General features: G+C 62.3%; 16 protein-coding genes. 9 read left to right on the top strand and 7 right to left on the bottom strand.

The window, feature by feature from the left end:
- Positions 1-31 precede the first annotated feature (31 nt).
- Positions 32-583, top strand: coding sequence for a flavodoxin family protein BilS (bilS, locus tag AB5Z54_RS03855; protein WP_215674484.1), 552 nt, complete (start codon positions 32-34; stop codon positions 581-583).
- 628 nt (positions 584-1,211) lie between these two features.
- Here the strand turns inward: bilS and AB5Z54_RS03850 are convergent.
- The gene (locus AB5Z54_RS03850; RefSeq protein ID WP_368160324.1) at positions 1,212-3,512 is read right to left on the bottom strand and encodes an LTA synthase family protein; all 2,301 of its coding nucleotides are present in this window, start codon (positions 3,510-3,512) and stop codon (positions 1,212-1,214) included.
- A 213-nt stretch (positions 3,513-3,725) separates the two neighbouring features.
- Here AB5Z54_RS03850 and AB5Z54_RS03845 point away from each other — a divergent pair, with 213 nt between their 5' ends.
- The 5 genes from AB5Z54_RS03845 to AB5Z54_RS03825 all read left to right on the top strand — a co-directional run bounded on the left by AB5Z54_RS03845 (position 3,726) and on the right by AB5Z54_RS03825 (position 9,499).
- On the top strand, positions 3,726-4,601 hold the full coding sequence (locus AB5Z54_RS03845; protein ID WP_368160321.1) for a nitroreductase family protein: 876 nt from the start codon (positions 3,726-3,728) through the stop codon (positions 4,599-4,601).
- Between the two features lie 158 nt (positions 4,602-4,759).
- On the top strand, positions 4,760-6,787 hold the full coding sequence (locus AB5Z54_RS03840; RefSeq protein ID WP_368160319.1) for a KUP/HAK/KT family potassium transporter: 2,028 nt from the start codon (positions 4,760-4,762) through the stop codon (positions 6,785-6,787).
- A gap of 61 nt (positions 6,788-6,848) precedes the next feature.
- On the top strand, positions 6,849-7,043 hold the full coding sequence (locus AB5Z54_RS03835) for a hypothetical protein (RefSeq protein ID WP_368160317.1): 195 nt from the start codon (positions 6,849-6,851) through the stop codon (positions 7,041-7,043).
- A 112-nt stretch (positions 7,044-7,155) separates the two neighbouring features.
- Positions 7,156-8,781 carry a sensor histidine kinase gene (locus AB5Z54_RS03830; protein ID WP_368160316.1) on the top strand — a complete coding sequence of 542 codons (1,626 nt, stop codon included), beginning with the start codon at positions 7,156-7,158 and terminating at the stop codon, positions 8,779-8,781.
- 4 nt (positions 8,782-8,785) lie between these two features.
- A complete protein-coding gene (locus AB5Z54_RS03825; protein ID WP_117648427.1) occupies positions 8,786-9,499 on the top strand; it encodes a response regulator in 714 nt (237 codons plus the stop codon).
- Positions 9,500-9,593: 94 nt separating this feature from the next.
- On the opposite strand, the gene rlmKL is transcribed toward AB5Z54_RS03825, so the two are convergent.
- On the bottom strand, positions 9,594-12,161 hold the full coding sequence (rlmKL, locus tag AB5Z54_RS03820) for a bifunctional 23S rRNA (guanine(2069)-N(7))-methyltransferase RlmK/23S rRNA (guanine(2445)-N(2))-methyltransferase RlmL (protein WP_368160313.1): 2,568 nt from the start codon (positions 12,159-12,161) through the stop codon (positions 9,594-9,596).
- Positions 12,162-12,236: 75 nt separating this feature from the next.
- Between rlmKL and AB5Z54_RS03815 the strand changes: the two genes are divergently transcribed.
- The gene (locus AB5Z54_RS03815) at positions 12,237-13,064 is read left to right on the top strand and encodes an HAD-IIB family hydrolase (RefSeq protein ID WP_368160311.1); all 828 of its coding nucleotides are present in this window, start codon (positions 12,237-12,239) and stop codon (positions 13,062-13,064) included.
- A 193-nt stretch (positions 13,065-13,257) separates the two neighbouring features.
- On the top strand, positions 13,258-13,962 hold the full coding sequence (locus tag AB5Z54_RS03810; RefSeq protein WP_368160309.1) for a transaldolase: 705 nt from the start codon (positions 13,258-13,260) through the stop codon (positions 13,960-13,962).
- 381 nt (positions 13,963-14,343) lie between these two features.
- Here AB5Z54_RS03810 and AB5Z54_RS03805 read toward each other — a convergent pair whose 3' ends face one another.
- The 4 genes from AB5Z54_RS03805 to AB5Z54_RS03790 form a co-directional block, all read right to left on the bottom strand.
- Positions 14,344-16,491: a Tex family protein gene (locus AB5Z54_RS03805; protein WP_368160306.1), complete on the bottom strand. Its 2,148-nt coding sequence runs from the start codon at positions 16,489-16,491 to the stop codon at positions 14,344-14,346.
- 251 nt (positions 16,492-16,742) lie between these two features.
- Entirely contained in the window at positions 16,743-17,783 is a 1,041-nt protein-coding gene (locus AB5Z54_RS03800; protein WP_006235665.1) for a Gfo/Idh/MocA family protein, read from the bottom strand.
- A gap of 69 nt (positions 17,784-17,852) precedes the next feature.
- Complete coding sequence (locus tag AB5Z54_RS03795; protein ID WP_195246940.1) at positions 17,853-19,109, bottom strand: MFS transporter; 1,257 nt, start codon at positions 19,107-19,109, stop codon at positions 17,853-17,855.
- A 65-nt stretch (positions 19,110-19,174) separates the two neighbouring features.
- Positions 19,175-20,056 carry an SDR family NAD(P)-dependent oxidoreductase gene (locus AB5Z54_RS03790; RefSeq protein WP_138340502.1) on the bottom strand — a complete coding sequence of 294 codons (882 nt, stop codon included), beginning with the start codon at positions 20,054-20,056 and terminating at the stop codon, positions 19,175-19,177.
- Between the two features lie 232 nt (positions 20,057-20,288).
- Here AB5Z54_RS03790 and AB5Z54_RS03785 point away from each other — a divergent pair, with 232 nt between their 5' ends.
- Entirely contained in the window at positions 20,289-21,167 is an 879-nt protein-coding gene (locus tag AB5Z54_RS03785) for a LysR family transcriptional regulator (protein ID WP_368160303.1), read from the top strand.
- 43 nt (positions 21,168-21,210) lie between these two features.
- Here the strand turns inward: AB5Z54_RS03785 and AB5Z54_RS03780 are convergent, their stop codons facing one another.
- Complete coding sequence (locus tag AB5Z54_RS03780) at positions 21,211-22,302, bottom strand: GGDEF domain-containing protein (protein ID WP_212746009.1); 1,092 nt, start codon at positions 22,300-22,302, stop codon at positions 21,211-21,213.
- Positions 22,303-22,342: the final 40 nt, after the last annotated feature.

Here is a 22,342-nt window from a genome sequence, read left to right as displayed (position 1 = left end):
TTAGTTTTGGGGGAAACGAGGCAACGTGACTATGACGTGCTCTTTGGTGGTTAACAGCAAGAGCGGTAATACTAGGATGGTTTCGGGCGCGATCAAGCGCGCTCTGCAGGCTGCGGGTGTTGAGTTTGTCCATGCCGCGGCGTTGAGCGACGATGCGGATGCAGATCAGGTTGCGCTCGAGGCGCAGGGCGCCTGCACGGCCGACACGGTGCTCGTCGGTTTTTGGTGCGACAAGGGCGCGTGCACGCCTTCGGTCGCGGCGTTGCTCTCCGCCTTGCACGGCAAGCGCGTCTTCCTGTTTGGCACCTGCGGTTTTGGCGCCGACCAGAGCTATTACCAGCAGATTATTGATCGCGTGACTTCCAATTTGGCTGGGGATGCCGAGCTTGCGGGCTGGGCGATGTGCCAGGGCAAGATGGGCCCCGCGGTCAAGCAGCGCTACGAGGCCATGCTCGAGCAAGATCCCGACAACGCTCGCTATAAGATGCTGCTCGACAACTGGGTTGCCGCGAAGGACCATCCCACCAAGGAAGACCTGGACAACATGGCCGCAGCCGCCAAGAAGGCCGTTTTGGGCGAGTAGACCGTCGCTCGCGGTGCCGCGCGTTCAATCGTACAAACGTGAAAGCCTCGAGATTCTCGAGGCTTTTTTCTTGACACTTGTGGACGCAACCGTGGCAAGCGTTTGGGGTGACATTTTCCATCACCTCGATGACGAGGCCGTTCTGGACAACACGCTCGCATACGTTCGCTGGATGTATTCAGAGTGGGAAGGGCTTTCCTGATGGATGGGGTTTCGGAAAGCCCGTCCCAGAATTTGCCTTTGGAGTGGGATGCAGTTTCCGGTTGAGGGCTCTGGCGGAAACTGCGACCCGGAATTTGCGATCGGAGTGGGATGGAGTTTCCCAACGGGGCCGTAAGCGGAAGCCGCATCCCGCTCCGGACGTGAATTCTGGGACACGGTTTCCGGATGCAAAAAGGCCACATAACGTGGCCTTCGACTTATATATGTTCAGCGGATACCCCCATGACAAGCCGTGCTCCAACAACAAGGCGTCTGTCCGGGCGGAGGTATGTAAGGTTCATCGCGAGTTCCGCACGCAAAGGAGGCCACTTAATGTGGCCTCCGTCTTGCGCAGGACTGTCCGAGCAGGGAACCTTATATGCCTCCGCCCGGACAGACGTTTCAGTTATGAACTCGCAGCTAGTCGCTATTTGATCTTGGTCGTGCCCGGCGCCAGGTTGGGGTCGGTCTCGTTGGCCTCGGTCTGGAAGTGCTCGGTGTACACGTTCTTGCCATCGCGGAACATCTCGTAGTACTGCATCTTGGCGTAATCCTCGCGCGCCTTGGTGGCGGCTGCTGCGGCGGCGTCGTCACCGGTGACGTTGGAGGAGAGCGCCCAGCGCAGGCTGGCGTCCTCGTAGCCGACCGAGTTGATGGCGGGCAGTGACTCGCGCAGCGTCATGTGCGCCTTCTGGTAGTCGGTCAGCGGTGCGCCGATCAGCTGCATCAGCTGGGTGGACAGGTAGTTGGTGGACAGGTCGTCGACCTCGCTCGTCTGGTTGCAACCGGCAACGTCGTAGTTGGCCCAGATGATGTAGTCGGTCTGCCACAAGCGCTCCTGGTGGGTGGCGTCGTCCTCGCCGGTAAACCACTTGTCATTGAACTTGGACGGGAAGAACGGCTGGTGATCGCCCCAGAACACCACGACTACCTTGCGGTCGAGCTTGCTCAAGGCGTTGAGGAAGTAGCGCAGCGCCTGATCGGACTGCTCGATGCACGAGACATACTCGTCGACATCGGACAGCGTGCCGTCCTCGACGGTCTTGGCGTCCAGGTCGGTCGTGTCGATATTCAGATGCATCTGCTTATCGACCGGCAGCAGGCCCGTGTCGTAGCCCGAGTGGTTCTGCATGGTCACGTCGAAGATAAACTGAGGATCGGCGTTCTGGTCGAGCAGCTCAAGAATCTTGTCGTAGGTAGCCTGGTCGGTCACCATCCCGCGCAGGGTATCGGCGCCCTGGAAATCGTTGATGGACAGGAACTGGTCAAAGCCAAAGTCCATATAGACGTTTTCGCGGTTCCAGTTGGTGGCGTGGTTGGGGTGCATGGCCGTGGTGGAATATCCGAGCGACTTGAACTGCTCTGCCAGGTTCCCGGTCGTCTCCATGTTGTAGATGGTGTACGGATACACGCCCGAGCCCAGGTTGGCCATGGAGTTGCCGGTCATAAACTCAAACTCGGTATTGGCGGTGCCGCCGCCGTAAGCGCTCACGTAGAGCTTGCCGCGGCTGAGGCAGTTGGACAGGTTCTTAAAGTACTGCGGGCCTTCGTAGCCGGCGCGCATGTTCTGGTAGATCGAAAGGTCTGAGAAGGTCTCGTTCATGATGGCGATGACCGTGGGCTTCTCGCTATCGAACTGCTCCTTTGCGGCGGCGCGCTCGTCGCTCTTGGCCGCGTCGGACTTGTCGTAGGCCTTGGTGTACTTTTTGAGCGTGGCCTTGGCATCGTCGACGGAGTAGTCGGCGGGTTTGGGCGGCTTGATGGACTGCGCTGCGCTAATGAAAGCGGGCAGGTATCCCTCGCGCCAGTAGCTCTCGAGCGGACGCCAGGTGTAGACGGTGATGCCGAGGGTGTTGTAGTAGTCGATAAGCGTGACGTGCGCGGTCACGCCGCCCAGGCACAGCACCGCCACGAGCAGGTTGGTGAGCAGCATGCGCTTGGCGTTGGCGGCGCCCTTCTGACGGTGCGGTGCCACCAGTCCGACGTACTCGCACAGCAGCATGGCGATGGCGGTAAAGCCCATGGACAGCACGCAGAACAGCGAGATGGAGAAGGTGTAGCCGGTGCCGGCGACCGCGGCGGCAGTGGAGATGGCCGAAAGGTCGCCCGGCTGGATGGGCATGGATTTAAACGTGATGACGAAGAACTCGGCAATGCCCAGGACAAAGAGGGCAAAGGCCAGGACCGCGGGAGCTGCGCCGTGGCGCTGGAACAGGAAGAACAGGCCGGTCATGAGCACGGTGATGATGGCCCACTCGAGCAGGATGCATAGGGGGTAGACCCAGGTAAAGTCGTGGTTGGACGAAACCTCCATGCCCAGCAGCGCAAAAACGCCGGCGAGCAGCAGGCACAGGACGGCGGCGACGAGCGGTTTGCCCACAAAGGCGCCGCGCAGGCGGGCGAGCTTGCCGGTGGGGGCGGGGGCGTCGGGCTTGGCGAACGCAAAGACGCGCGGGGCGATGCGGTCGCGGGCGATGCTGGCCCAGGCGCAGCCGGTGAGGATGACGTTGGTCAGGATGAGCATCACAAAGGCGAGCGGCTCGTTTTGTGCGACGAGGCCAATAGCGCCCCAGACGGTCAAAAAGAGCTGGAACAGGCCAAAGGTGATGCTCCAGGCGAAGGCGCCCTTGGTGACGGTGCCCGACTGAGCGCGAATGGCCTTGGCCTCGCGCAAGACAAGGTAGACGGTCGCCGCAAGACCGACGAGCGAGATGGCGGCAGCGAACATGCTGAGACTCCTCACAAACTAAAACCTACGAAAGCGGTGGTTTACCCGATTGTTACCTAAATATGCGCTGCATTTGCGGGCTGCGCACAACAACCAGCCATATTAACGCGCATGTGTGGCGGTACGGCGCAATGTAGTGGCGACCTGCGCGATAATGGACGGGAATTACACGGAAACGTAAAGGCTTCTTAAAGAATTGGCGAGGATAGAGCTATGGGTGAGCAGGTTTGTATGACGGGCGCCGAGTACTGCGGCGGAGCTGCAAGCGTGGATGCGAACGGTTATCCGGTTGAGACCACGGGCAATGCGGTGCTGGACATCTTGGAGCATCGCTCGTCTACGCGTGCCTTCGCGCGCGATGACGACGGCCGTCCCGTGGCAGTGACCGACGAGCAACGGGCGGCGATTCTGCATGCGGCGAGTCGCGCGCCGTCGGCAGGCGCCATGATGATGTATTCCATCGTGAGCATTCGCGAGCAGTCTACGCTGGACCGTCTGGCCGATCTGTGCGACCATCAGCCCATGATCGCCAAGGCGCCCTGGGCACTAATATTTGTGGTCGATTATGCCAAGTGGATCGATCTGTTTGAGCACGCGGGCTGCTTTGAGCCCGAGTTTGTCGAGCGCACGGGCAAGGCGCCCCGCCGTGCGCCGGGTTTGGGCGACTTTGCCATCGCGGCCCAGGACGCCGTGATCGCCGCGCAAAACTCCGTGGTTGCCGCCGAGGCCCTGGGGCTGGGGAGCTGCTATATCGGTGATATCGTCGAGAATGCCGAGGAAGTTGCCGAGCTGCTCGATCTGCCGCCCTATACCATGCCGCTGTCGATGCTCATCATCGGCACGCCCCGTAAGGAGCGTCCGGCCATTGCGCATCCCGTGGTGAACCTGGTGCACGAGGAGCGCTACTGCCGCGCCGATGCTGCGACTATGGACGCGCAGGTGGCCGAGATGGACGCGATGTTCCGTCCGCATGCCCGCGAGGTGGGGGAGCGCGTCGTGGACATCTATACCCGCAAACACACGAGTCCCTTTATGGCCGAGATGAGCCGATCCATGGAATGGTGGTTCAAAAACTGGCTTGGAAAATGACGAATGTGACAAGGGGACAGTCCCTTTGTCACATTCCATATCGCCGCGGTAGCCTAAAGACTGTATAAATCTTTATCTAGCTGGGAAAACAGTGCATTCAAACATGGGCCGATTGCCTATAATCCCTTCGAACATTAAAGTTGGGAGGAAACCGGCTTATGGAACAAAAGGCCAAGGAGGCAGCCTCGCACGCTGCGATTCCTGTGAGCATCTCGGCGATGCTCGTCACGCTGGGCGTGGTGTACGGCGATATCGGCACCAGCCCTATGTATGTAACCAAGGCGCTCGTTGCCGGCAACGGCGGCATCGGAAGTGTGACGGAGGAGTTCGTGCTTGGCGCGCTCTCCCTTGTCGTGTGGACGGTCACGCTGCTGACCACCATCAAGTATGTGCTCATCTCGCTGCGCGCCGATAACCATGGTGAGGGCGGCATCTTTGCCCTGTACAGCCTGGTCAAGCGCTGCGGCAAGTGGCTTATCATCCCCGCCATGCTGGGTGGCGCCGCGCTGCTCGCCGACGGCATCCTGACGCCGGCCGTTACCGTTACCACGGCCATCGAGGGCCTGCGCACCATCCCGGCGGTCCATGCCGTGCTGGGCGATGACCAGGGCCGCGTCGTCGCCATTACGCTCGCCATCATCATCGCGCTCTTCTTGGTACAGCGCATCGGTACGGCCAAGATCGGTCACGCCTTTGGCCCCATCATGACGCTGTGGTTTCTGTTCCTGGGCGGCACGGGTCTGTTCTTTGTCTTCCAGCACCCCGCCGTGCTGCTGTGCCTCAACCCGGTGCGCGGCATCGCCTTTTTGCTAAGCCCCAACAACCACGCGGGCATCATGATTCTGGGCAGCTGCTTCCTCGCCACCACCGGTGCCGAGGCGCTCTACTCCGACATGGGCCACGTCGGCCGCGGCAACATCTACGCCACCTGGCCGTTCGTTAAGTGCTGCCTGCTGCTTTCCTATATGGGCCAGGGTGCTTGGCTTATGAACAACGCTGCCAACCCCGAGCTCATGGGCATTGCCGATCTCAACCCGTTCTACCAGATGCTCGCCCCGGGCCTGCGCCCGTTTGCCGTCGGCCTTTCCACCGTCGCGGCCATCATCGCCTCGCAGGCGCTCATCACCGGCGCATTCTCGCTGGTGTCCGAGGCCAGCCGCCTGGACCTTATGCCGCACATGCAGGTCTTCTACCCTGCCGAGACCAAGGGCCAGCTCTACATCCCCATGGTCAACAACGTCATGCTTGTCGGCTGCGTCATCGTGGTGCTGCTGTTCCAGAACTCGGCGCATATGGAAGCCGCCTACGGCCTTGCCATTACGCTGACTATGATGTGCACCACGCTGCTGCTCTTCTTCTACCTGCACGAGGAGCGCAAGCTCAAGGTTGCTCCGTGGATCTTCGCGGCCTTCTTCCTTTTGCTCGAAGGCTTCTTCTTCGTGAGCTCGCTTACCAAGTTCTTCCACGGCGGCTACTTCACCATCCTCATGGCTGCACTCATCATGGGCATTATGGTGTGCTGGTACAACGGCACGGCGGTCGAGCGGCGTCAGTTTACGCTGCTGCCGCTGCGCAGCTATCTGCCGCAGCTCAAGCGCCTGCGCGACGACGATCGCTACGAGCTCATGAGCGACAATATCGTGTACCTGACCAAGGACACCAATACCGACTACATCGACCGCGATATCGTCTACTCGATTCTGGACAAGCATCCCAAGCGCGCCCGCGCCTGGTGGTTCGTGAACGTCGAGACCATGGACGAACCGCATACCTTTGCCTATTCGGTCGAGACGTTTGGCACCGACTACGTGTTCCGCGTGCATCTGTACCTGGGCTACAAGGTCAACCAGCGCGTGAACGCCTACCTGCGCCAGGTCGTTCAGGATCTGGCCGCCACTGGCGAGTTGCCGCCGCAGATGCATGACTACTCGGTCTACAAGGATCCGGGCAACATCGGCACGTTCAAGTTCGTCATGATTCGCAAGCTCCTGGCGCCCGAGAGTGACGTGGAGCCGAGCGAGCGCACGGCCATCACGCTCAAGTACATCATCCGCCGCGCCGCCGGTACGCCGGCGCGCTGGTATGGCCTGGAGAACTCCAACGTGAGCTTTGAGTATGTGCCTCTGTTCACCAAGTTCAAGGCTGTGAACAAAATGCAACGCCTGGCCCCCAACGAGCGCCCGTAGGCGCCGACAGGCTGCATGGAGTTGGTTTTCGATGGACAAAATTGAGACCGAGGGGGCAAACATGGCTGCAAAGATGCTTGATGGCCGCGAAGCGGTTGCCGAGATGGTGCGTGAGGCGCGCGTCGACGCCGCCGAAGATCGGTTCTTTACGAATCGTGCCAACATGGACATGGCCGATCGCGTGATTTCGATCGTGGCACTGGTATTTGGAGCGGTGTGCGTGTGTGCACTGCTCGCGCACGTGCTGTTTGTCTAGCGGCTGCCGGTCGTAGAAGGCTTTACACTTAGAGCCACCACAAGGGAAACCACCACAAGGGTGCCTGTCCCTTTGTGGTGGTTTTCGTTTTTGAGAGAGGGGCGGGGCGCTGATGGACGTACGTGCGGACGGCGATATCGCCGATAGCTTTTGGTGGCGGCGCACAACGCTGACGCGCCGCGGCCCTCTGTATGACGCCTGCGTATCGGTGGGGCTGCTGGTCGCGGCGACGATTGTGGGCGCGCTGCTCGACCATCCGGGTCTCGCGCCGAGCATCATGATCGTCTATGTGCTTGCCGTGCAGCTGTGTGCCTTTTTCACCTGGAGCCGCCTGTATTGCCTGTTGAGCTCGGCTGCCGCCGCGGCGCTCTACAACTTCTTGTTTGTCGATCCGCGCTACTCGCTGTCGTTTATCGACCGCGTCTATCCCGGCATGTTCTTCATCATGTTTGTGGTCTCGCTTGTGTCGAGCTCGATTGCGTTGGCCCTGCGCCGCGCCTTGGCACAGGCTGCCGCTAGCGACCGCCGTACGCATATGGTGCTCGAGACCAACCGCATGCTGCAGCGGTGCGCCGATCAGCAGCAGATTGTCCATGCCATGGCCACGCAGCTGGCTCGTCTTTCGGGCCGTCCGGTCGTGTGGTATAGCGCCGACGCCGAGGGCGATGACCTGCTGCCGCGTGCGACGTACACGGCCGTGGGCGATGCCGCGCCGGTGCACGAGCTGGCGCCGCAGATGCCGCCGCGGCTCTCGGCGTCCGCCTATGTGGGAACGCCGCTCGATGCCACCTATGGCGGCTCGGCATTTTATGGCATCTACCTGACGGTCCGCACAGGTGACGGCTTCGTGCGCTCGGGCGACCCCGCCTCGGTGGTGGGCGTGCTGGCTATCGTTGCCGAGCCCGACGTGCTGACGCACGAGGAGCGGACACTTGCCGATGCCATCGTGAGCGAAGGCGAGCTGGCACTCGATCGCGCCCGCGCCATGGAGGCCCGCGAGGAGGCGGCGGTGCTCGCCAAAAACGAGCAGCTGCGCGCCAACCTGCTGCGCTCCATCTCGCACGACCTGCGCACGCCGCTCACCAGTATTTCGGGCAATGCCGATGTGCTGCTCGACCAGGGCTCGACCGGCACCGCCGTGCTCGATAGCCAGACGCGCCGCGGCATGCTTCTGTCCATTCGCTCGGATGCGCAATGGCTCAACGCCACCGTCGAGAACCTGCTCGCCATCACCAAGCTCGAGGGCGGCGGTATGCGCCTGTCGACCACGCTCGAGCTCATGGACGATATCGTTGAGGAGGCGCTGCGCCACGTGAACCCTGCCGTGCGCGAGCACGACCTTAAGGTGGTGGCGTGCGATGAGCCGGCGCTCGTCAACGTCGATGCGCGCCTGATGGTGCAGCTGGTGGTCAATCTGGTGAACAACGCCATCACCTATACGCCCGCAGGCTCGCATATCATGATTTCGATTAGCATCGACGATGGACGCGTGGCGTGCTCGGTGGCCGATGATGGTCCGGGCATCGCACCCGAGGACCGCGAGCGGATCTTTGAGTCGTTCTATACCGCCAACCATGGTCTGGCCGACAGCCATCGCAGCGTGGGCCTGGGTCTTTCGCTCTGCCGCTCCATTGCGCTGGCACATGGCGGTAGCATAGAGGTTGCCGCGGCGGATCCGCACGGCTCAGTCTTTACGATTGAACTTCCCGCCGCCGACGTTTCGTTTGATAAGGAGTAACGCTGTGCCGAACTCTGCCGTGAAACCGCTCATCTTGGTCGTTGAGGACGACCCCGCCGTTCGCAACTTAATCGTTGCCGCGCTCGAGGCGCACGGCTTGCGCCATATGGCCGTGGAGACCGCCCATGCCGCCATCGCCGCCGCCTCATCGCAGGCACCGAGCATCGTGCTGCTCGATCTGGGCCTGCCCGATATGGACGGCGTCAAGGTAGTGGAGTCGGTGCGCGCATGGTCGGGCATGCCGATCATTGTGGTCTCGGCGCGCAGCGAGGATGCGGACAAGATTCGCGCACTCGATGCCGGCGCCGACGACTACCTGACCAAGCCGTTTTCGGTCGAGGAGCTGCTCGCGCGCATTCGCACGACGCTCAGGCGCCTTTCGTATGCGCAAACGGGCGGCGTTGCCTCCGAGGGCTCGTTCGATACCGGCGAGCTGCATATCGATTTTGATGCCGGCATCGCCACGATGGATGGCGAGGAGCTGCATCTGACGCCGATTGAGTACAAGCTCCTGTGCCTGCTGGCACATAACGCCGACAAGGTACTGACGCACCAGTTTATCCTGCACGAGATTTGGGGCACGGCAACTAAGAGCGACCTGGCGAGCCTGCGCGTCTTTATGGGCACGCTGCGCAAGAAGATCGAGTCCGACCCCGCGCATCCGCGCTATATCCAAACGCACGTGGGTATCGGCTATCGCCTGGTCACCCAAGGGTAGGACGGCGTCCGCCATCCCAATATGAGTTGCGGTGAAATACGGTCTAAATTTACCTAATTCCAGGCAAAGCAGTCCGTATTCCACCGCAACTTTGTTATTTGCCCTTGGGCTTGCTGGCGTAGAACTTCTTCTTTTTGAGCTTGCCGGCGGGGGAGGGCTTGCCGGCAAAGTTGGACTTGCCGTTGCCGGTCTGCGCGTGCGCGGGCACTGCTGCACGGGGCTTGCGGACCTCGGGGTTGCGCAGCTCCTCGGTTCGCTCGGCAATTTCCTCGGCGCTAAAGCCGACTTCTGCCATGGCGTCCTCGATGGGCAGGCGGCGCACGATATAGCAATGATGCACCTTCTGGTTGCGCGCGAAGTCCTCGGGGATGGTCTGCGCCGTAATGTCCTGTAGCACGACGCCCGCGCGTGCGAGCTTGCGCGTCTCGGGACGGAAGCCGCGCAGGTTGCAGCTAAAGATGGCATGGCCGCCCTGCGCGAGCAGGCGCGATACGCCAGCCAAAAGCTCAACATGGTCGCGCTGGACGTCCCAGGTGCGACGGCCCATCTTGGACGAGTTCGAGAACGTGGGCGGGTCGACAAAGATCAGGTCCCAGCGGTTGCGCGTCTGGCGCTGGTCACGAATCCAGGCGAGCACGTCATCGCGCACAAAATGATGCTGAGGCCCCACAAAGCCGTTCTGGCGCATGTTGCGCTCGGCCCAGTCCAGATAGGTGTTCGAGAGGTCGACCGTCACGGTTTCCTCGACGCCGCCATCGGCCGCATAGCAGGTGGCGGTGCCGGTATAGGCGAACAGGTTGAGGAAGCGGCGCGCCTGCTTGGCGTGCTCACGCACCAGGTTGCGCGTTACGCGGTGATCCAGGAAGATACCCACATCCAGATAGTCGTCAAAGTTGACGGCAAAGGTGAGCCCGCCCTCCTCGATGAGCGGCAGACGGCGGCGCGCGATGTTGGCGCGTTCGCCCGATCCGCCCTTGCCGGCGCCCTGCTTGCCGTACTGCGAGCCGCCGCGCGAACGCATGCGGGCCTTGGCGTGCACATGCTCGGCGGGAACATCTAGGATGCGCGGCGCGATGGCCAAGATGTCGAGCATGCGGGCCTGGGCTAGCGCGGGATCGATGGTCTTAGGCGCGGCGTACTCGGCGATGACGAGCCAGCGGCCCGGCGTCTGCGGACAGCCCTCGTACAGGTCGATGGCGGCGGAGTAATCGGGCAGGTCGGCATCGTAGACGCGGTAGCAGCTCACGCCCTCGCGCTTGGCCCACTTGCGACGCAGACGGGCATTCTTGCGCAGGCGGTTGGCGAACTGCTCGGACTCGGGGATGAGCACGGGCAGTGGCTTGCCGTCGCCCAGGTCGAGTGTGGCGGCAGGCTCGGGCATGGCGGAAGCTGCGGCTTTGTAGTTGACTTCGTCGGCATCTGTGACCTCGGCCTCGGCATCCGCGCTGGTCGCAGCCTCAAACGCTGCGGCGGCATGGTCGAGCGAAGGCCAGACCTCAATAGCTGCTTCCTCGTTGTTGGGCATGACGGCAATCGAGCGCTCGGGCTCGGCGTGGAGCGCGCGGGCCAGCAATCCGTCGCGGGTGAGCGCGGCGACCGGCGCCGCGGCAAGCTCAGGCGCGCGGCGCAGCTCACCGACCAACGTCATGGCGTCATGCATGAGCGAAAGCGGGGTCTCGGTGGTGTCTGCGACCACGGCGGCGCCGGCGACGGCGCCCGCGTGGTCCAGTACGGCGGCAGATTTGGCAGCGCAAAAATCGACAAAGCGCTTATAGCCGGCGCACTTAACCATGCGCTCAGCGGTCTTGCGGGCGGCGGGGTCAACATCCACGGCAACGATGCGCGCCTGGCGCTCGCGTGCCGCCGTCTCGCGCTCGCGCGCTTCGGCACGCAGCTGCTCCCACAGGGCGGCGTCGTGCAGCTGCCAGCCCTCAAAGCCCCAGCGCTTGCGTGCGGCGCCCGGGGCGCGGTCGGTCAGAATATTCACGGCCTCCAGCAGCAGGCCGCCGCCGGCGCACGAGGCGTCGACCAGCGTGGGCAGGGCTTCGTTTTCGTAATCATCGGCCGTCAGCTCGCGCTCGCACAGCGCGGTCCAGCCGACCTGCGCCAGCACCAGAGCGGCGTAGTCGGGGCGCAGCACGTGCGCACCCTCGCCGGCGCGGGTCGCTGCGGGCGGCAGGCGCTTGAATAACGGATCGCCCGAAAGGTCCAGGCTTATGCTCGCGCGGCGCTGACGCAGCGAAAGTAGCAGGTGAACGTCGGGATCGGCGGCGTCGACATCGGCGCGACGTCCTGTGGTCTCGGCCAGACGGTCGCACAGCGCGTCCTTGGCGCGCAGGGCCGAGAAGCGCGTGTTGCGCAGCTGCTCGGTCACGCCGCGGGCGGTAATGGCGATGGTGGCGCTGGGGCGGATGATAGTCTCCCAGGTGATGTCGTAAACGCTATCGTACAGCTCGTCGGCATCCTGCGCCTCAAAGCGCCCGAGCACCGCAAACACGCGGCTCGCTAGGCGCGACCACAGACAGGCGCGGTAGCCTTCTTCGAGCTCGCCCTCAAATGTAGCGCGGCCCTTCAGCCGGCGAACATGCGAAAGCCCGAGGCGTTTAAGCTCATCGGCGAGTGCGGACTCAAAGCCCTCGGGGCAGCTTGCGTAAAATTCCATGGGTGACCTCTCTGGTTGCGTCGCTCCATTATATGATGGATGCTTCGTTTGCCCTTATCCTCGAAAGGAACCCATATGATTGATGCGTGCCCCGATTCCGCCGTGCTCTTTTTTGACGTGGACGGCACGCTGACGTCGTTCGATCCCGACAACATGACCGACAAGGACTTTTCGGCGGTTCGTCCCTCGCAGACGGTGGTTGAGGCGTTCCGTGCACTGCGCGATGCAGGGCACAAGGCATTTATCTGCACGGGCCGCCCCCTGTGGCTTATCGCCGATAGCCTGCGTGCGCTCGACCCCGCGGGCATCGTTGCCATGGCGGGAGCCACGCTCGAGGTCGAGGGACGCGTGGTACACGAGGACTGCTTTGGCGAGGACGTTATCGAGGAGCTTGCACGCCGTATGGCCGCGGCAGGGATTGAGGCCTTTTTCGAGACCAACGTGGCTACTTTTGCCCTGGAACCCGCGGGTGTTGAGCAGTCGTCTCTGATCGGCACTTCTGTGGCGCACAGCACCGAGGAGATGCGCGTCGACGGCAGTCTGCGCGTGGGCAAGGTGGGCCTCACTGCGCCCAGTTTGGCTCGCGTAGCCAACGATGACGGCTTTATCGATTGCGAGTTTGAGCTGTGCAATACCGGTGGTCAGAATCGCGAGCTGAGCCCCAAGGGCATTGACAAGGGCGTGGGCGTGGCGCGAGCACTGGCGTATCTGGGCCGCGAGGGAAATGCGCGCACCTTTGGCTTTGGCGATTCGGGTAACGACCTGGGCATGCTCGCTGCGGTCGAGACGGCTGTCGCCATGGGCAACGCCATGCCCGAGGTCAAGGCGGTCGCCGACTACGTGACCGACGATGTCGCACACGACGGCACCGTCACAGCGATGCAGCATTTCGGCCTCATCTAATGAATCCCGCGTTCTGACGTTTGCTCAAACTGCGACTCTTTGCTTTTGCATGCTCAATCGATTTATCAATCCAAACACTGAGGTGTTTATACCGTTCGCCGAGAAGATAAAAAACCGCAGTTCACGCCTTGATAAACGTAGGTAAAGTGTTTAGCAGTTTATCGGCCGTATGCTAACGAAAGGAATCAGGCAGATGGCAATCAAGGTGTTCGCTGACGGTGCAAACCTCGAAGGCATGCTCGACATGTACGAGAACGGCAACGTTCAGGGTTTCACGACCAACCCGTCCCTTATGAAGAAGGGCGGCGTGACGGATTACCGCGCGTTTGCCAAGGAGGTCTTGACCCACATCACCGATGTGTCCGTCTCGTTTGAGGTCTTTGCCGACGACGTCGAGACCATGGAGGTCGAGGCGCGCGAGATCGCTACCTGGGCCGACAACGTCTACGTCAAGATTCCGTGCGTGACTACCAAGGGCGAGTCCACCGCCGAGCTGGTCCGCAAGCTTTCGGCCGATGGCATCAAGGTCAACGTCACCACCATCTTTACGCCCGAGCAGGTCGACGAGATGGTCGAGGCCGTTGACGCCGAGACGCCGTCCATCATCTCGCTCTTTGCCGGCCGTATCGCCGATACCGGCGTCGACCCCATTCCGTTTGTGACGGAGTCGGTTAAGAAGGCCGCCGCCAAGCCCAACTGCGAGGTCCTGTGGGCGTCCACGCGCGAGCTCATCAACATTTACCAGGCCGAGGCCTGCGGTTGCCAGATCATCACGGTGCCCAACAGCATCCTGGCCAAGCGCAAGAACATTGGTCGCGACCCGTACGAGGTCTCGCTCGACACCGTGCGCGGCTTTGCCAAGGATATCGCGGCGCTCGGTTTCCATATCCTGCCGTAGCGCGAACACCGACTGTACCGTGGGCTGTTCGCTCCGGCCTTTCCTTCCCCTATCGCTCACGCGCTCCGCGAGGGTCGCGCTAGGCAAAGGAAAGGCCGGGGCTGCCGGTACGAGCTTGCCAGCAAGTTGGCGCTTGGCTTCCATATCCTGCCGTGGGCAAAGGTACCCCCGCCTGCGCCGTGCAAAATTGAGAGTATTCAGCAAGGTAAAGGTCTTTATCAGTTGACCGAAGCATGGAACGGCCCCCGTTTTGGCTCTGACGACGCTAAAACGGGGGCTGTTTTTTGCTTTTTCGTCTCTGAGGGGCATCCGGAACGGTGGAATTTGCAGAATACTCGCGATTTTGCACATCGCTACAGGGGGTACCTTTGCTTTGGCGGTTTACTTGCCCTGTACCATGGTGAGGGAGATCTTTTTGCGGTCGCGATCGACCTTCTCGACCCACACCTTGACCGTGTCACCGACGCGCACCACGTCGCTCGGGTGCTTGACAAAGCGGTTGGCCAGCTTGGAGATATGCACGAGGCCGTCCTGGTGCACACCCACGTCGACGAACGCGCCAAAGTCGACGACGTTGCGCACCGTGCCCTTGAGCTCCATGCCGGGCTCCAGGTCGTCGATGGAAAGCGCCGAGCGGCTAAAGACTACCTCGGGCGCGTCGTCGCGCGGGTCGCGGCCGGGCTTTTTGAGTTCGTTAACGATGTCGATGAGCGTGAGGGTGCCGCAGTCCAGGTCGCTTGCCAGCGCCGAGATGCTGCCCAGGCGGCGCTCGATATCGGGTACGCCGCCACGGCTGAGTTCGCTGGCGGCAACGCCGGCGCGTTCCAGGACGGCCGTCGCCACCTCGTAGCTCTCGGGGTGGACGCTTGTCGCGTCGAGTGGGTTCTTGCCGCCGCTGATGCGCAAAAAGCCCGCGGCGTTGAGATATGCCTTGGGTCCCAGCTTGGGGACCTTCTTAAGCTGACGGCGATCGGTAAAGGCGCCGTTTTCCTCGCGGTAGGCCACGATGTTTTTGGCCACGCTCGGCGTGATGCCCGATACGTATCCCAGCAGGCTTGCGCTCGCGGTATTCACGTCGACGCCCACGCGGTTGACGACGTCCTCCACCACGTGGCCCAGAGTGCGCGAGAGCTCGGCCTGGTCAAGGTCGTGCTGGTACTGGCCCACGCCGATAGACTGGGGCGGGATCTTGACGAGCTCTGCCAGCGGGTCCTGCAGGCGGCGGCCCAGGCTCATGGCGCCACGCACGGTGACGTCCAGATCGGGATACTCCTGGCTGGCGAGCTCGGAGGCGGAGTACACCGACGCGCCGGCCTCGTTGACGATGGTGTATCGCAGCTCAGGCGCCTGCTCGGCGATGAACTCCGAGACGACTTCCTCGGTCTCGCGGCTGGCGGTGCCGTTGCCGATGACGATGGTGTTGACGCTGTCCTTTTTGACGAGGCGGGCGAGCTCGCGCTTGGTGCCGGCGACGTCGTGGCGCGGCTTGGTGGGATAGACCACGCCGTGGTCGAGCAGCTTGCCGGTCTCGTCCATGACGGCGACCTTGCAGCCGGTGCGGTAGCCCGGATCGAGCGCGAGCACGCGGGCGCCGCGCACGGGGCGTGCCGAGAGCAGGCCCTCGAGATTCTTGGCAAAGACATTGATGGCCTCGGTCTGCGCACGGACGGTGAGTTTGGCGCGGGCCTCGCGCTCCAGCGAGGGGGCCATGAGGCGCTTGTAGCCGTCGGCGATGGCGGCGTCAAAGACGGGCGCGAAGACGCCCTGGCGTCGGGGCCAACGGCTGCCGAGGCGTGCCGTGGCGGCGGCGCCGTCGACGTTCACGCGCACGCGGAGCTTGCCCTCGCGCTCACCGCGGTCGATAGCCAGCACGCGGTGGTTGGGTATACGGCGCAGCGGCTCATCATAGCTGTAGTACGGCTCGTAGGGGGTCTTCTCGGTGGGGTCGGTGGCCTCGACGACGATGTCTGCGGTGTTTTGCGTAAAGGCACGCAGGTCGGCGACGTTCTCGGGGTCCTCGGCCACCGTCTCGGCCACGATGTCCGCCGCGCCGGCGAGCGCCTTTTCGGGCGTGTCGAAGCCGGCCTCCTCATTGACGTATGCTGCGGCGGCGTCGAGTGCACTGCCCTTGGCCGAGGCCTGCATGATGATCATGTTGGCGAGCGGCTCCAGGCCGGCTTCGCGGGCCTTCTGCGCGCGAGTCATGCGCTTTTTGCGGTAGGGCTTGTAGAGGTCCTCGACACGCTGGAGCTGCGTGGCCTCGCGAATCTGCTGCTCGAGTTCGGGCGTGAGTTTGCCCTGGGCGTCGATGAGCAGGATGACGTCCTCTTTACGCTGCTCAAGATTGCGCAGGTAGGACAGGCGCTCGTCGAGCGCGCGCAGGGCGACGTCGTCCATACCGCCCGTTGCTTCCTTGCGGTAGCGCGAAATAAAGGGGATGGTGTTGCCCTCGTCGATGAGCTTGACGGCCGCCTCGATGTTGGCGGCCTTAAGGTTGAGCTCGTGGGCGAGCTGGGCGATAAGATCCATGGGACTCCTTGCGTTTAAGGTGCGTTTGCAGCACAGGGCTACCAAGGATACCACCCGCCACTCCACCCAAGTAGTCATTTTGGGACGGGGCTCTTTTAGCCACTTTTGCCGCCCCGTCCCAGAAAAATCGTCGGCAAGGTAGCAAAATGCCCCGCGGGCAGGAGGCTGCTCGCGGGGCAAAGAAGAGGGGCTTGTTGGTAGCGGACCGAGGGGCTTGGCATGGGGTTTCTGCCGCGGTCGCTTTTAAGGCATTACAGCTCGACGAGCTGGCCGGTCTCGGCGGCCTCCTTGATGGCGTTGAGAAGCGTGAGCGTCTTGACGTTATCGGCGGGGGTCACGACGGGCTCGACCTCGCGGCGGACAACCTTCACAAAGTGCTTGAGCTGCATCTTGTGCGGCAGTGCCGGGTCGACGGCCGGAATCTCCATCTGCAGCGGCTTGTGCCAGTTAGAGGCGCCGTCGTAGGAGAACTGGTGCAGGCGGGGCAGCGACAGGGCGCCCTTAGTGCCGCCGATAAAGTAGGCGTCGGCGTCGAAGGGGCGGTACTGCGGATCCTCGCGGGCGGTGGCCTCCCAGTTCCAGGGGCTGGCGGTGGCGTCGGAGATGGTCATGCTTGCGAGCGCGCCATCGGCAAAACGGACGTTGACCACGGCGGAGTCCTCGGTCTCAAAACCGCGGGCGGCGCTGGACTGCATACCCTGGACGGCAACGGGCTCGCCCAGCAGGTAACGGAGCAGGTCGACGTCGTGCACCAGGTTGACCAGGATCGGGCCGGCACCCTTCTTGCGGCGCCACTCGACATCGAAATACTCGTCATTCTTATAGATCATGTAGTGGAAGCTCGACACGGTGAGCTTGCCCAGCTCGCCGGACTCGATGATCTCCTTGGCCTTGTTGACGAAGGGGTTGTGGCGACGGTGCTGGCCCACGAGCACGGGCACGCCGGCGGTCTCGGCCTCGGCAGCGAAAGCCTGGGCATCCTCCAGGTCGTTGGAGATCGGCTTTTCGACCAACGGCACGATATTGCGCTTCACAGCCTCGCGAGCAACGCCCAGGTGCAGGTCGTTGGGGGTGGCGATAATGACGGCCTCGGGCTTGACCTCGTCCATCATCTGGGCGGGATCGGTGTAAAACGGCACGCCGGCGGCCTCGGCCGTGGCGCGGGCGCCCTCAAAGGCGTCGGCGATGGCGACGAGCTCGGCCTCGGGCTCCTCGGTGACAAAGCGGATGTGGTTGCGGCCCATGGCGCCGGCGCCGATAACGGCAATGCGGACGGGGTTGAGCTCAGACATTTCGACTCCTTAATACTGGTGGCCGGTGGAATGTGACAAAGGGGCAGTCCTTTTGTCACGTCGGTAAAACTAGGCGGACTTCTTCTTGCTGTCGGAGACCATCATGTAGACGGTGAGCACGACGGCGATGGCGGCGATCACGATGGCGCCGTAGAAGGACTGCTGGTAGGCGGCGCTGCCGGCCTCGGCGTGATACAGCACGGCAGTGATGGGCTGGCTGATCCAGGTGGAAGCGGCGTAACCCAAAAACATGATGCCGTAGTTGACGCCGATGTTGCTGGTACCGAAAGCGCCACCGGTGAGCGGCGGGTAGATGACGAGCAGGGCGCCAAAACTAAAGCCGAGCAGGGCGAGCGCCACGAAGAACATGCTCTGCGTAAAGCTCATCGACATGATGACGAGCGCGACGATGGTGACGACAAGGCTGATGAGCAGCGACTTGTAGGCACCGAGCTTGTCGATGATCTGACCAAAGGACAGACGGCCGACCAGGTTGGCGCAGGTGTTGACGGAGACGACCACACCGCCGAGGGCGACGGCAGCGGCGCTCGTGGGATCGGCGAAGAGCTGGACGGCGGCGATGGAAGCAACCTTGCCGACGAGCAGGGTGCCGGCGGTGGCGGCAAAGGCGAAGGTGATGATGAGGACCCAGAAGCGCGGGGTCTTGACCATCTCACCCGGGGTGAGGTCGCCGAAGGTGCCGGCGTGCGCGCCGCCCTTGGGGGCCTCGAAGCCCTCGGGCAGCCAGCCGGCCTCGGGGGCCTTCAGGAACAGGGCGGAGGCGGCGATCATCACAAAGAAGATGACGCCGAGTGCCTTAAGGGCACCGAAGATGCCCAGGCTCGGGATGAGCAACGAGGCGAGAACCGGGGACAGCACGGCGGGACCGGCGGTCGAAGCGGCCAGGGTGATGCCGGAGGCGAGGCCCTTCTTGTCGATGAACCACTTTTGGCCGGTGGTGAGCGCCGGGTTGTAGCCCAGGCCGTTGCCGACGGCGGCGACAAGCGAGAACCACAGGTAGAACTGCCACGGCTCGGTGACGGTGCCGGACATGAACCAGCCCAGGCCGTAGCACACGGCGGCGGCGATCACGACGTTGCGCGGGCCAATCTTATCGGAGATGCGGCCGGCGAAGATGCCCGTCACGGCCATGATGGTCTGAAAGACCGGGAAGGCCCAGGTAAGAGCGCTGGACCACTCGGGGTAGACGGCGAGCAGGTTTTTGCTCACGACGGAATACAGCGCGATGGAGCTGATGAAGAACATGGTGACGCATGCGGCGGAAAGCACGACGGCGCGACCCTTGTTGGAGTTGGTGGAAGCCATTGGACTCTTTCTGATCGATACGGGGGAGGAGCGGGCGTATTCGCGGACCTCCCTGTTAGGTTGGCTTACTGGTCAGTCGGCTTGGCGACGCCGGACTCATCGGACCAAAGCTCGACACCCTTGTTCTTAAGGTAGTTGTCGGCATAGGCGCGACGGCCGCCGGGCTTGGCGGTGAGGTCGCCCATCATGTTGGAGAAGCCGCCATCGACCTTGATGGCGTCGCCGGTGGTAAAGTCCGAGCGCTTGGACGCCAGGAACATGACGGCGTTGGCGATATCGCTGACCTCGCCGATGCGGCGCGTGGCGATGAGGCGGCTGCGGCTCTTTTCGACCTCGGGGTCGGCGTAGAAATTGGCCGACATCGGGGTCTTAACGAAGCAAGGCTCGACGCAGTTGGAGCGGACGCCGTAGGGGCCCCATTCGGCGGCGAGCATCTTGGACATCATGTTGACGCCGGCCTTGGTGGAGCTGTACACGCCCGAGAACGTCTCGGGGGAGTGGCTGGCAACGGTCGAGATGTGCACCAGGCGACCCTGGCCGGCCTTGATCATTTCGCGACCAAAGCGCTGCGAGGTGATGAAGTAGCCGGTGAGGTTGACGTTGAGCACCTGCTCCCAGTCGCTCAGCGGCAGGTCCTCCATGGCGGCGAAGCGCAGGATGCCGGCGGTGTTGACGAGAACGTCGACGCGGCCGAAGTCGGCGATGGTGGCGTCGACGGCAGCCTGAACCTCGGCCTCGTCGGTGGCGTTCATCTTGTAACCCTCGGCGTGGATGCCAAACTCAGCGGCGAGGTCGGCGGCAGCGGCCTTGACCTTTTCCTCGTCCAGGTCGAGCAGGACGACGTTGGCGCCGTTATGGGCGAACTCGCGGCAAATCTCGACGCCCATACCGCCGAGCGCGCCAGTCACGGCGCAGACATCGCCCTCGAGCTTAAGCCAATTGCTCATAGGAACTTCCCTTCTTGTGCCTCCCGGTGGGTCGCTCCCATTAACCGACCCACGTGGTTTTCGCTGGTTATCGTATGCTTTGCATTTGCGCAGGTGAATTGCATATTTGTTAGAATGGCGTTAACCGTAGGTTTACACCGTGCGATGCAGTTTTTCTCAATTGAGCGCGTGACCTGCGAAAACAACCCCCTGTGGCACCATGTGGCCACAGACACGAAAACGGGAGATTGACGTGTACGATCGACGACTTGAGGCCATATCGGCCGCCGCGGAGCTGGGAAGCTTCTCGCGTGCGGCGGCAAAATTGCGCGTGTCGACCCCGGCGCTCGTCAAGCAGGTGTCGGGATTTGAGGCCGAGTTTGGCATCACGTTGTTCGAGCGCTCGCATTCTGGTGTTAAGGTGACGCCGGCAGGTGCCCTGCTGGTGGACGATGCGCGTTCGATCATGCGGCAGTCCGAGGACGCGCTACGCCGTGCCCGACGCGCGGCAGGCGATGGCGGGGCCGTGCGTCTGGGCGTGTCGATGATGTGTCCGGGGCGCCAGACGCTGTCGATGTGGACGGGCGTACACGAGCTGGAGCCATCGTTGCGCTTCGAGATCGTGCCGGTGAGCGACCTCTACGACGAACGCGAATCCGTCATGCGCAGCTTGGGCCGCGAGATCGATGTGGTGCAGTCGAGTTTTTCGACCCCGCGCTGGGGTGACGCCTGCCAAAAGCTCCGCATTGTTAACGTGCCGTTTTATATCGACCTGCCGCGCACGAGCCCGCTGGCGCGCAAGAATCGCATTACGGTCGCCGACTTGGAGGGTATGCGTCTGCGCGTGCTCCGCCACGGCAACGACGCTATGGACAGCCTGCGCATCGATCTTTTGGCAGACGGCGGCGTTGACGTGATCGATGTGGACAGCTTCGACTTTGCGCTCTTTAACGAGGCGGAGGAAAAGGGCGACGCGGTGCTCACCTGCGGAGCGTGGTCGGGGGTGCACCCAGCCTTTGTGGGCGTGCCGTTCCTGTGCGGTCGCGAGGTGCCGGTCTTTCTGCACTACCCGCTCGAGCCCACCCTCCAAGTCCAAAAATTTGTCAACGCCATGGCACAACTTCTCAAATAGCCAAAAGAGTCCCGTCCCAAATTAGCTACCCTTTGCTACGGGTTTAGCGGTCCTCGCGTTGCGGCCCGGCTGTCTCGACTGCCTTTACGCGGTTCTTATCGACGTACATGTTCTTGTCGGCCTGGGAAAAGAGCTCGCGCATCGTAGGCGGTTCATCAAAATCACTGGAAAGCGCATAGCCCACCGCATAGCTGATAGGCATGTCGGGATGAGTCTCGGAATACTCGTTCAAGTTCGCACGAACCCGAGCGAGACAGGACTCCACGGCAGCTCGATCGGTATCTCGCAGCACCGCGATAAACTCATCGCCGCCGTCGCGGCCCACAAAGCAGGTCTCCGACGCCACGCGCCCCAGCTGTTGGGCAAAAGAGCGAATGTATTCATCGCCCTTCTCATGGCCGAAGTTGTTATTGACCACATGCAGATTGTTAAGGTCGAAGACGCACACCGCAACGGGCTCCTCCGCGGAGACAGGCTGCTCCTGCCCCAAGATCTCCTCGCACTTGTTCTTGTTGGGCAGTCCCGTGGCTTCGTCGAGATAGACTTTGCTCTGCAGTTCGCGATTGAGCGCGGCGGTGCGCACCGCGCGAACAAGTTCGACCGCAAAGGTCGCCACCAAGCCCACGATGTCGATGATCACCAAGCCCTCGAGATAGTTGAGCGCCGACGCCTTCTCCTGAGAGTAGTCCTCTGCGAGTCGCGTAGCATCGTCGCAAATGCCAAAGAATTCCTCGCTCATGGAGATGATGTCGGTGTTCTCGTAGCCGACTTCGCGCACACGGATGATCTCGACGCAAAGCTCATCAAAATAATTTGCAAGCTCGGTCATCTTTGCCTGATACTCGTCGTCGTCGAGACGGACGAGGTTGAGGTCGTCACTTCCGTAACGCAAACCGTTGATGTATGAATCCACGGCTTTAAGCAGGTCATCTTGAGGCTGGCCCGCGTCCTCGAGCTTAACGATTCGCTGCGTGGTACCGCGAACCAGACCGGCGTAGTTGACCACGCGCGCCGTGCCCTGGATATCGGAGACGAGCAGCATAACATTGATGAAGAAGAAGATGAGAACTGCCGTGAGCACCATCATGAGCAGGCGCACCGCCTGGCCGGCCTTCTTGGCGACAGAAGTATTCACAAGTTCACTCCCCTAAATGACAAAAGAACAGGTAGCACGC

The sequence above is a fragment of the Collinsella aerofaciens genome, from assembly GCF_040910185.1.
Taxonomy (GTDB): Bacteria; Actinomycetota; Coriobacteriia; order Coriobacteriales; family Coriobacteriaceae; genus Collinsella; species Collinsella aerofaciens_BF.
The sequence above is the reverse complement of the archived record's forward strand: the minus strand, read 5'-3'. Positions and strand labels throughout refer to the sequence as shown.

Bases quoted from the DNA above. Each gene is read 5' to 3' on its own strand.
- AB5Z54_RS03790 (WP_138340502.1), bottom strand. From the start codon at position 20,056: ATGAGCAATTGGCTTAAGCTCGAGGGCGATGTCTGCGCCGTGACTGGC.
- bilS (WP_215674484.1), top strand. From the start codon at position 32: ATGACGTGCTCTTTGGTGGTTAACAGCAAGAGCGGTAATACTAGGATG.
- AB5Z54_RS03835 (WP_368160317.1), top strand. From the start codon at position 6,849: ATGGCTGCAAAGATGCTTGATGGCCGCGAAGCGGTTGCCGAGATGGTG.
- AB5Z54_RS03805 (WP_368160306.1), bottom strand. From the start codon at position 16,491: ATGGATCTTATCGCCCAGCTCGCCCACGAGCTCAACCTTAAGGCCGCC.
- rlmKL (WP_368160313.1), bottom strand. From the start codon at position 12,161: ATGGAATTTTACGCAAGCTGCCCCGAGGGCTTTGAGTCCGCACTCGCC.
- AB5Z54_RS03845 (WP_368160321.1), top strand. From the start codon at position 3,726: ATGGGTGAGCAGGTTTGTATGACGGGCGCCGAGTACTGCGGCGGAGCT.
- AB5Z54_RS03840 (WP_368160319.1), top strand. From the start codon at position 4,760: ATGGAACAAAAGGCCAAGGAGGCAGCCTCGCACGCTGCGATTCCTGTG.
- AB5Z54_RS03800 (WP_006235665.1), bottom strand. From the start codon at position 17,783: ATGTCTGAGCTCAACCCCGTCCGCATTGCCGTTATCGGCGCCGGCGCC.
- AB5Z54_RS03795 (WP_195246940.1), bottom strand. From the start codon at position 19,109: ATGGCTTCCACCAACTCCAACAAGGGTCGCGCCGTCGTGCTTTCCGCC.
- AB5Z54_RS03830 (WP_368160316.1), top strand. From the start codon at position 7,156: ATGGACGTACGTGCGGACGGCGATATCGCCGATAGCTTTTGGTGGCGG.
- AB5Z54_RS03850 (WP_368160324.1), bottom strand. From the start codon at position 3,512: ATGTTCGCTGCCGCCATCTCGCTCGTCGGTCTTGCGGCGACCGTCTAC.
- AB5Z54_RS03810 (WP_368160309.1), top strand. From the start codon at position 13,258: ATGGCAATCAAGGTGTTCGCTGACGGTGCAAACCTCGAAGGCATGCTC.
- AB5Z54_RS03815 (WP_368160311.1), top strand. From the start codon at position 12,237: ATGATTGATGCGTGCCCCGATTCCGCCGTGCTCTTTTTTGACGTGGAC.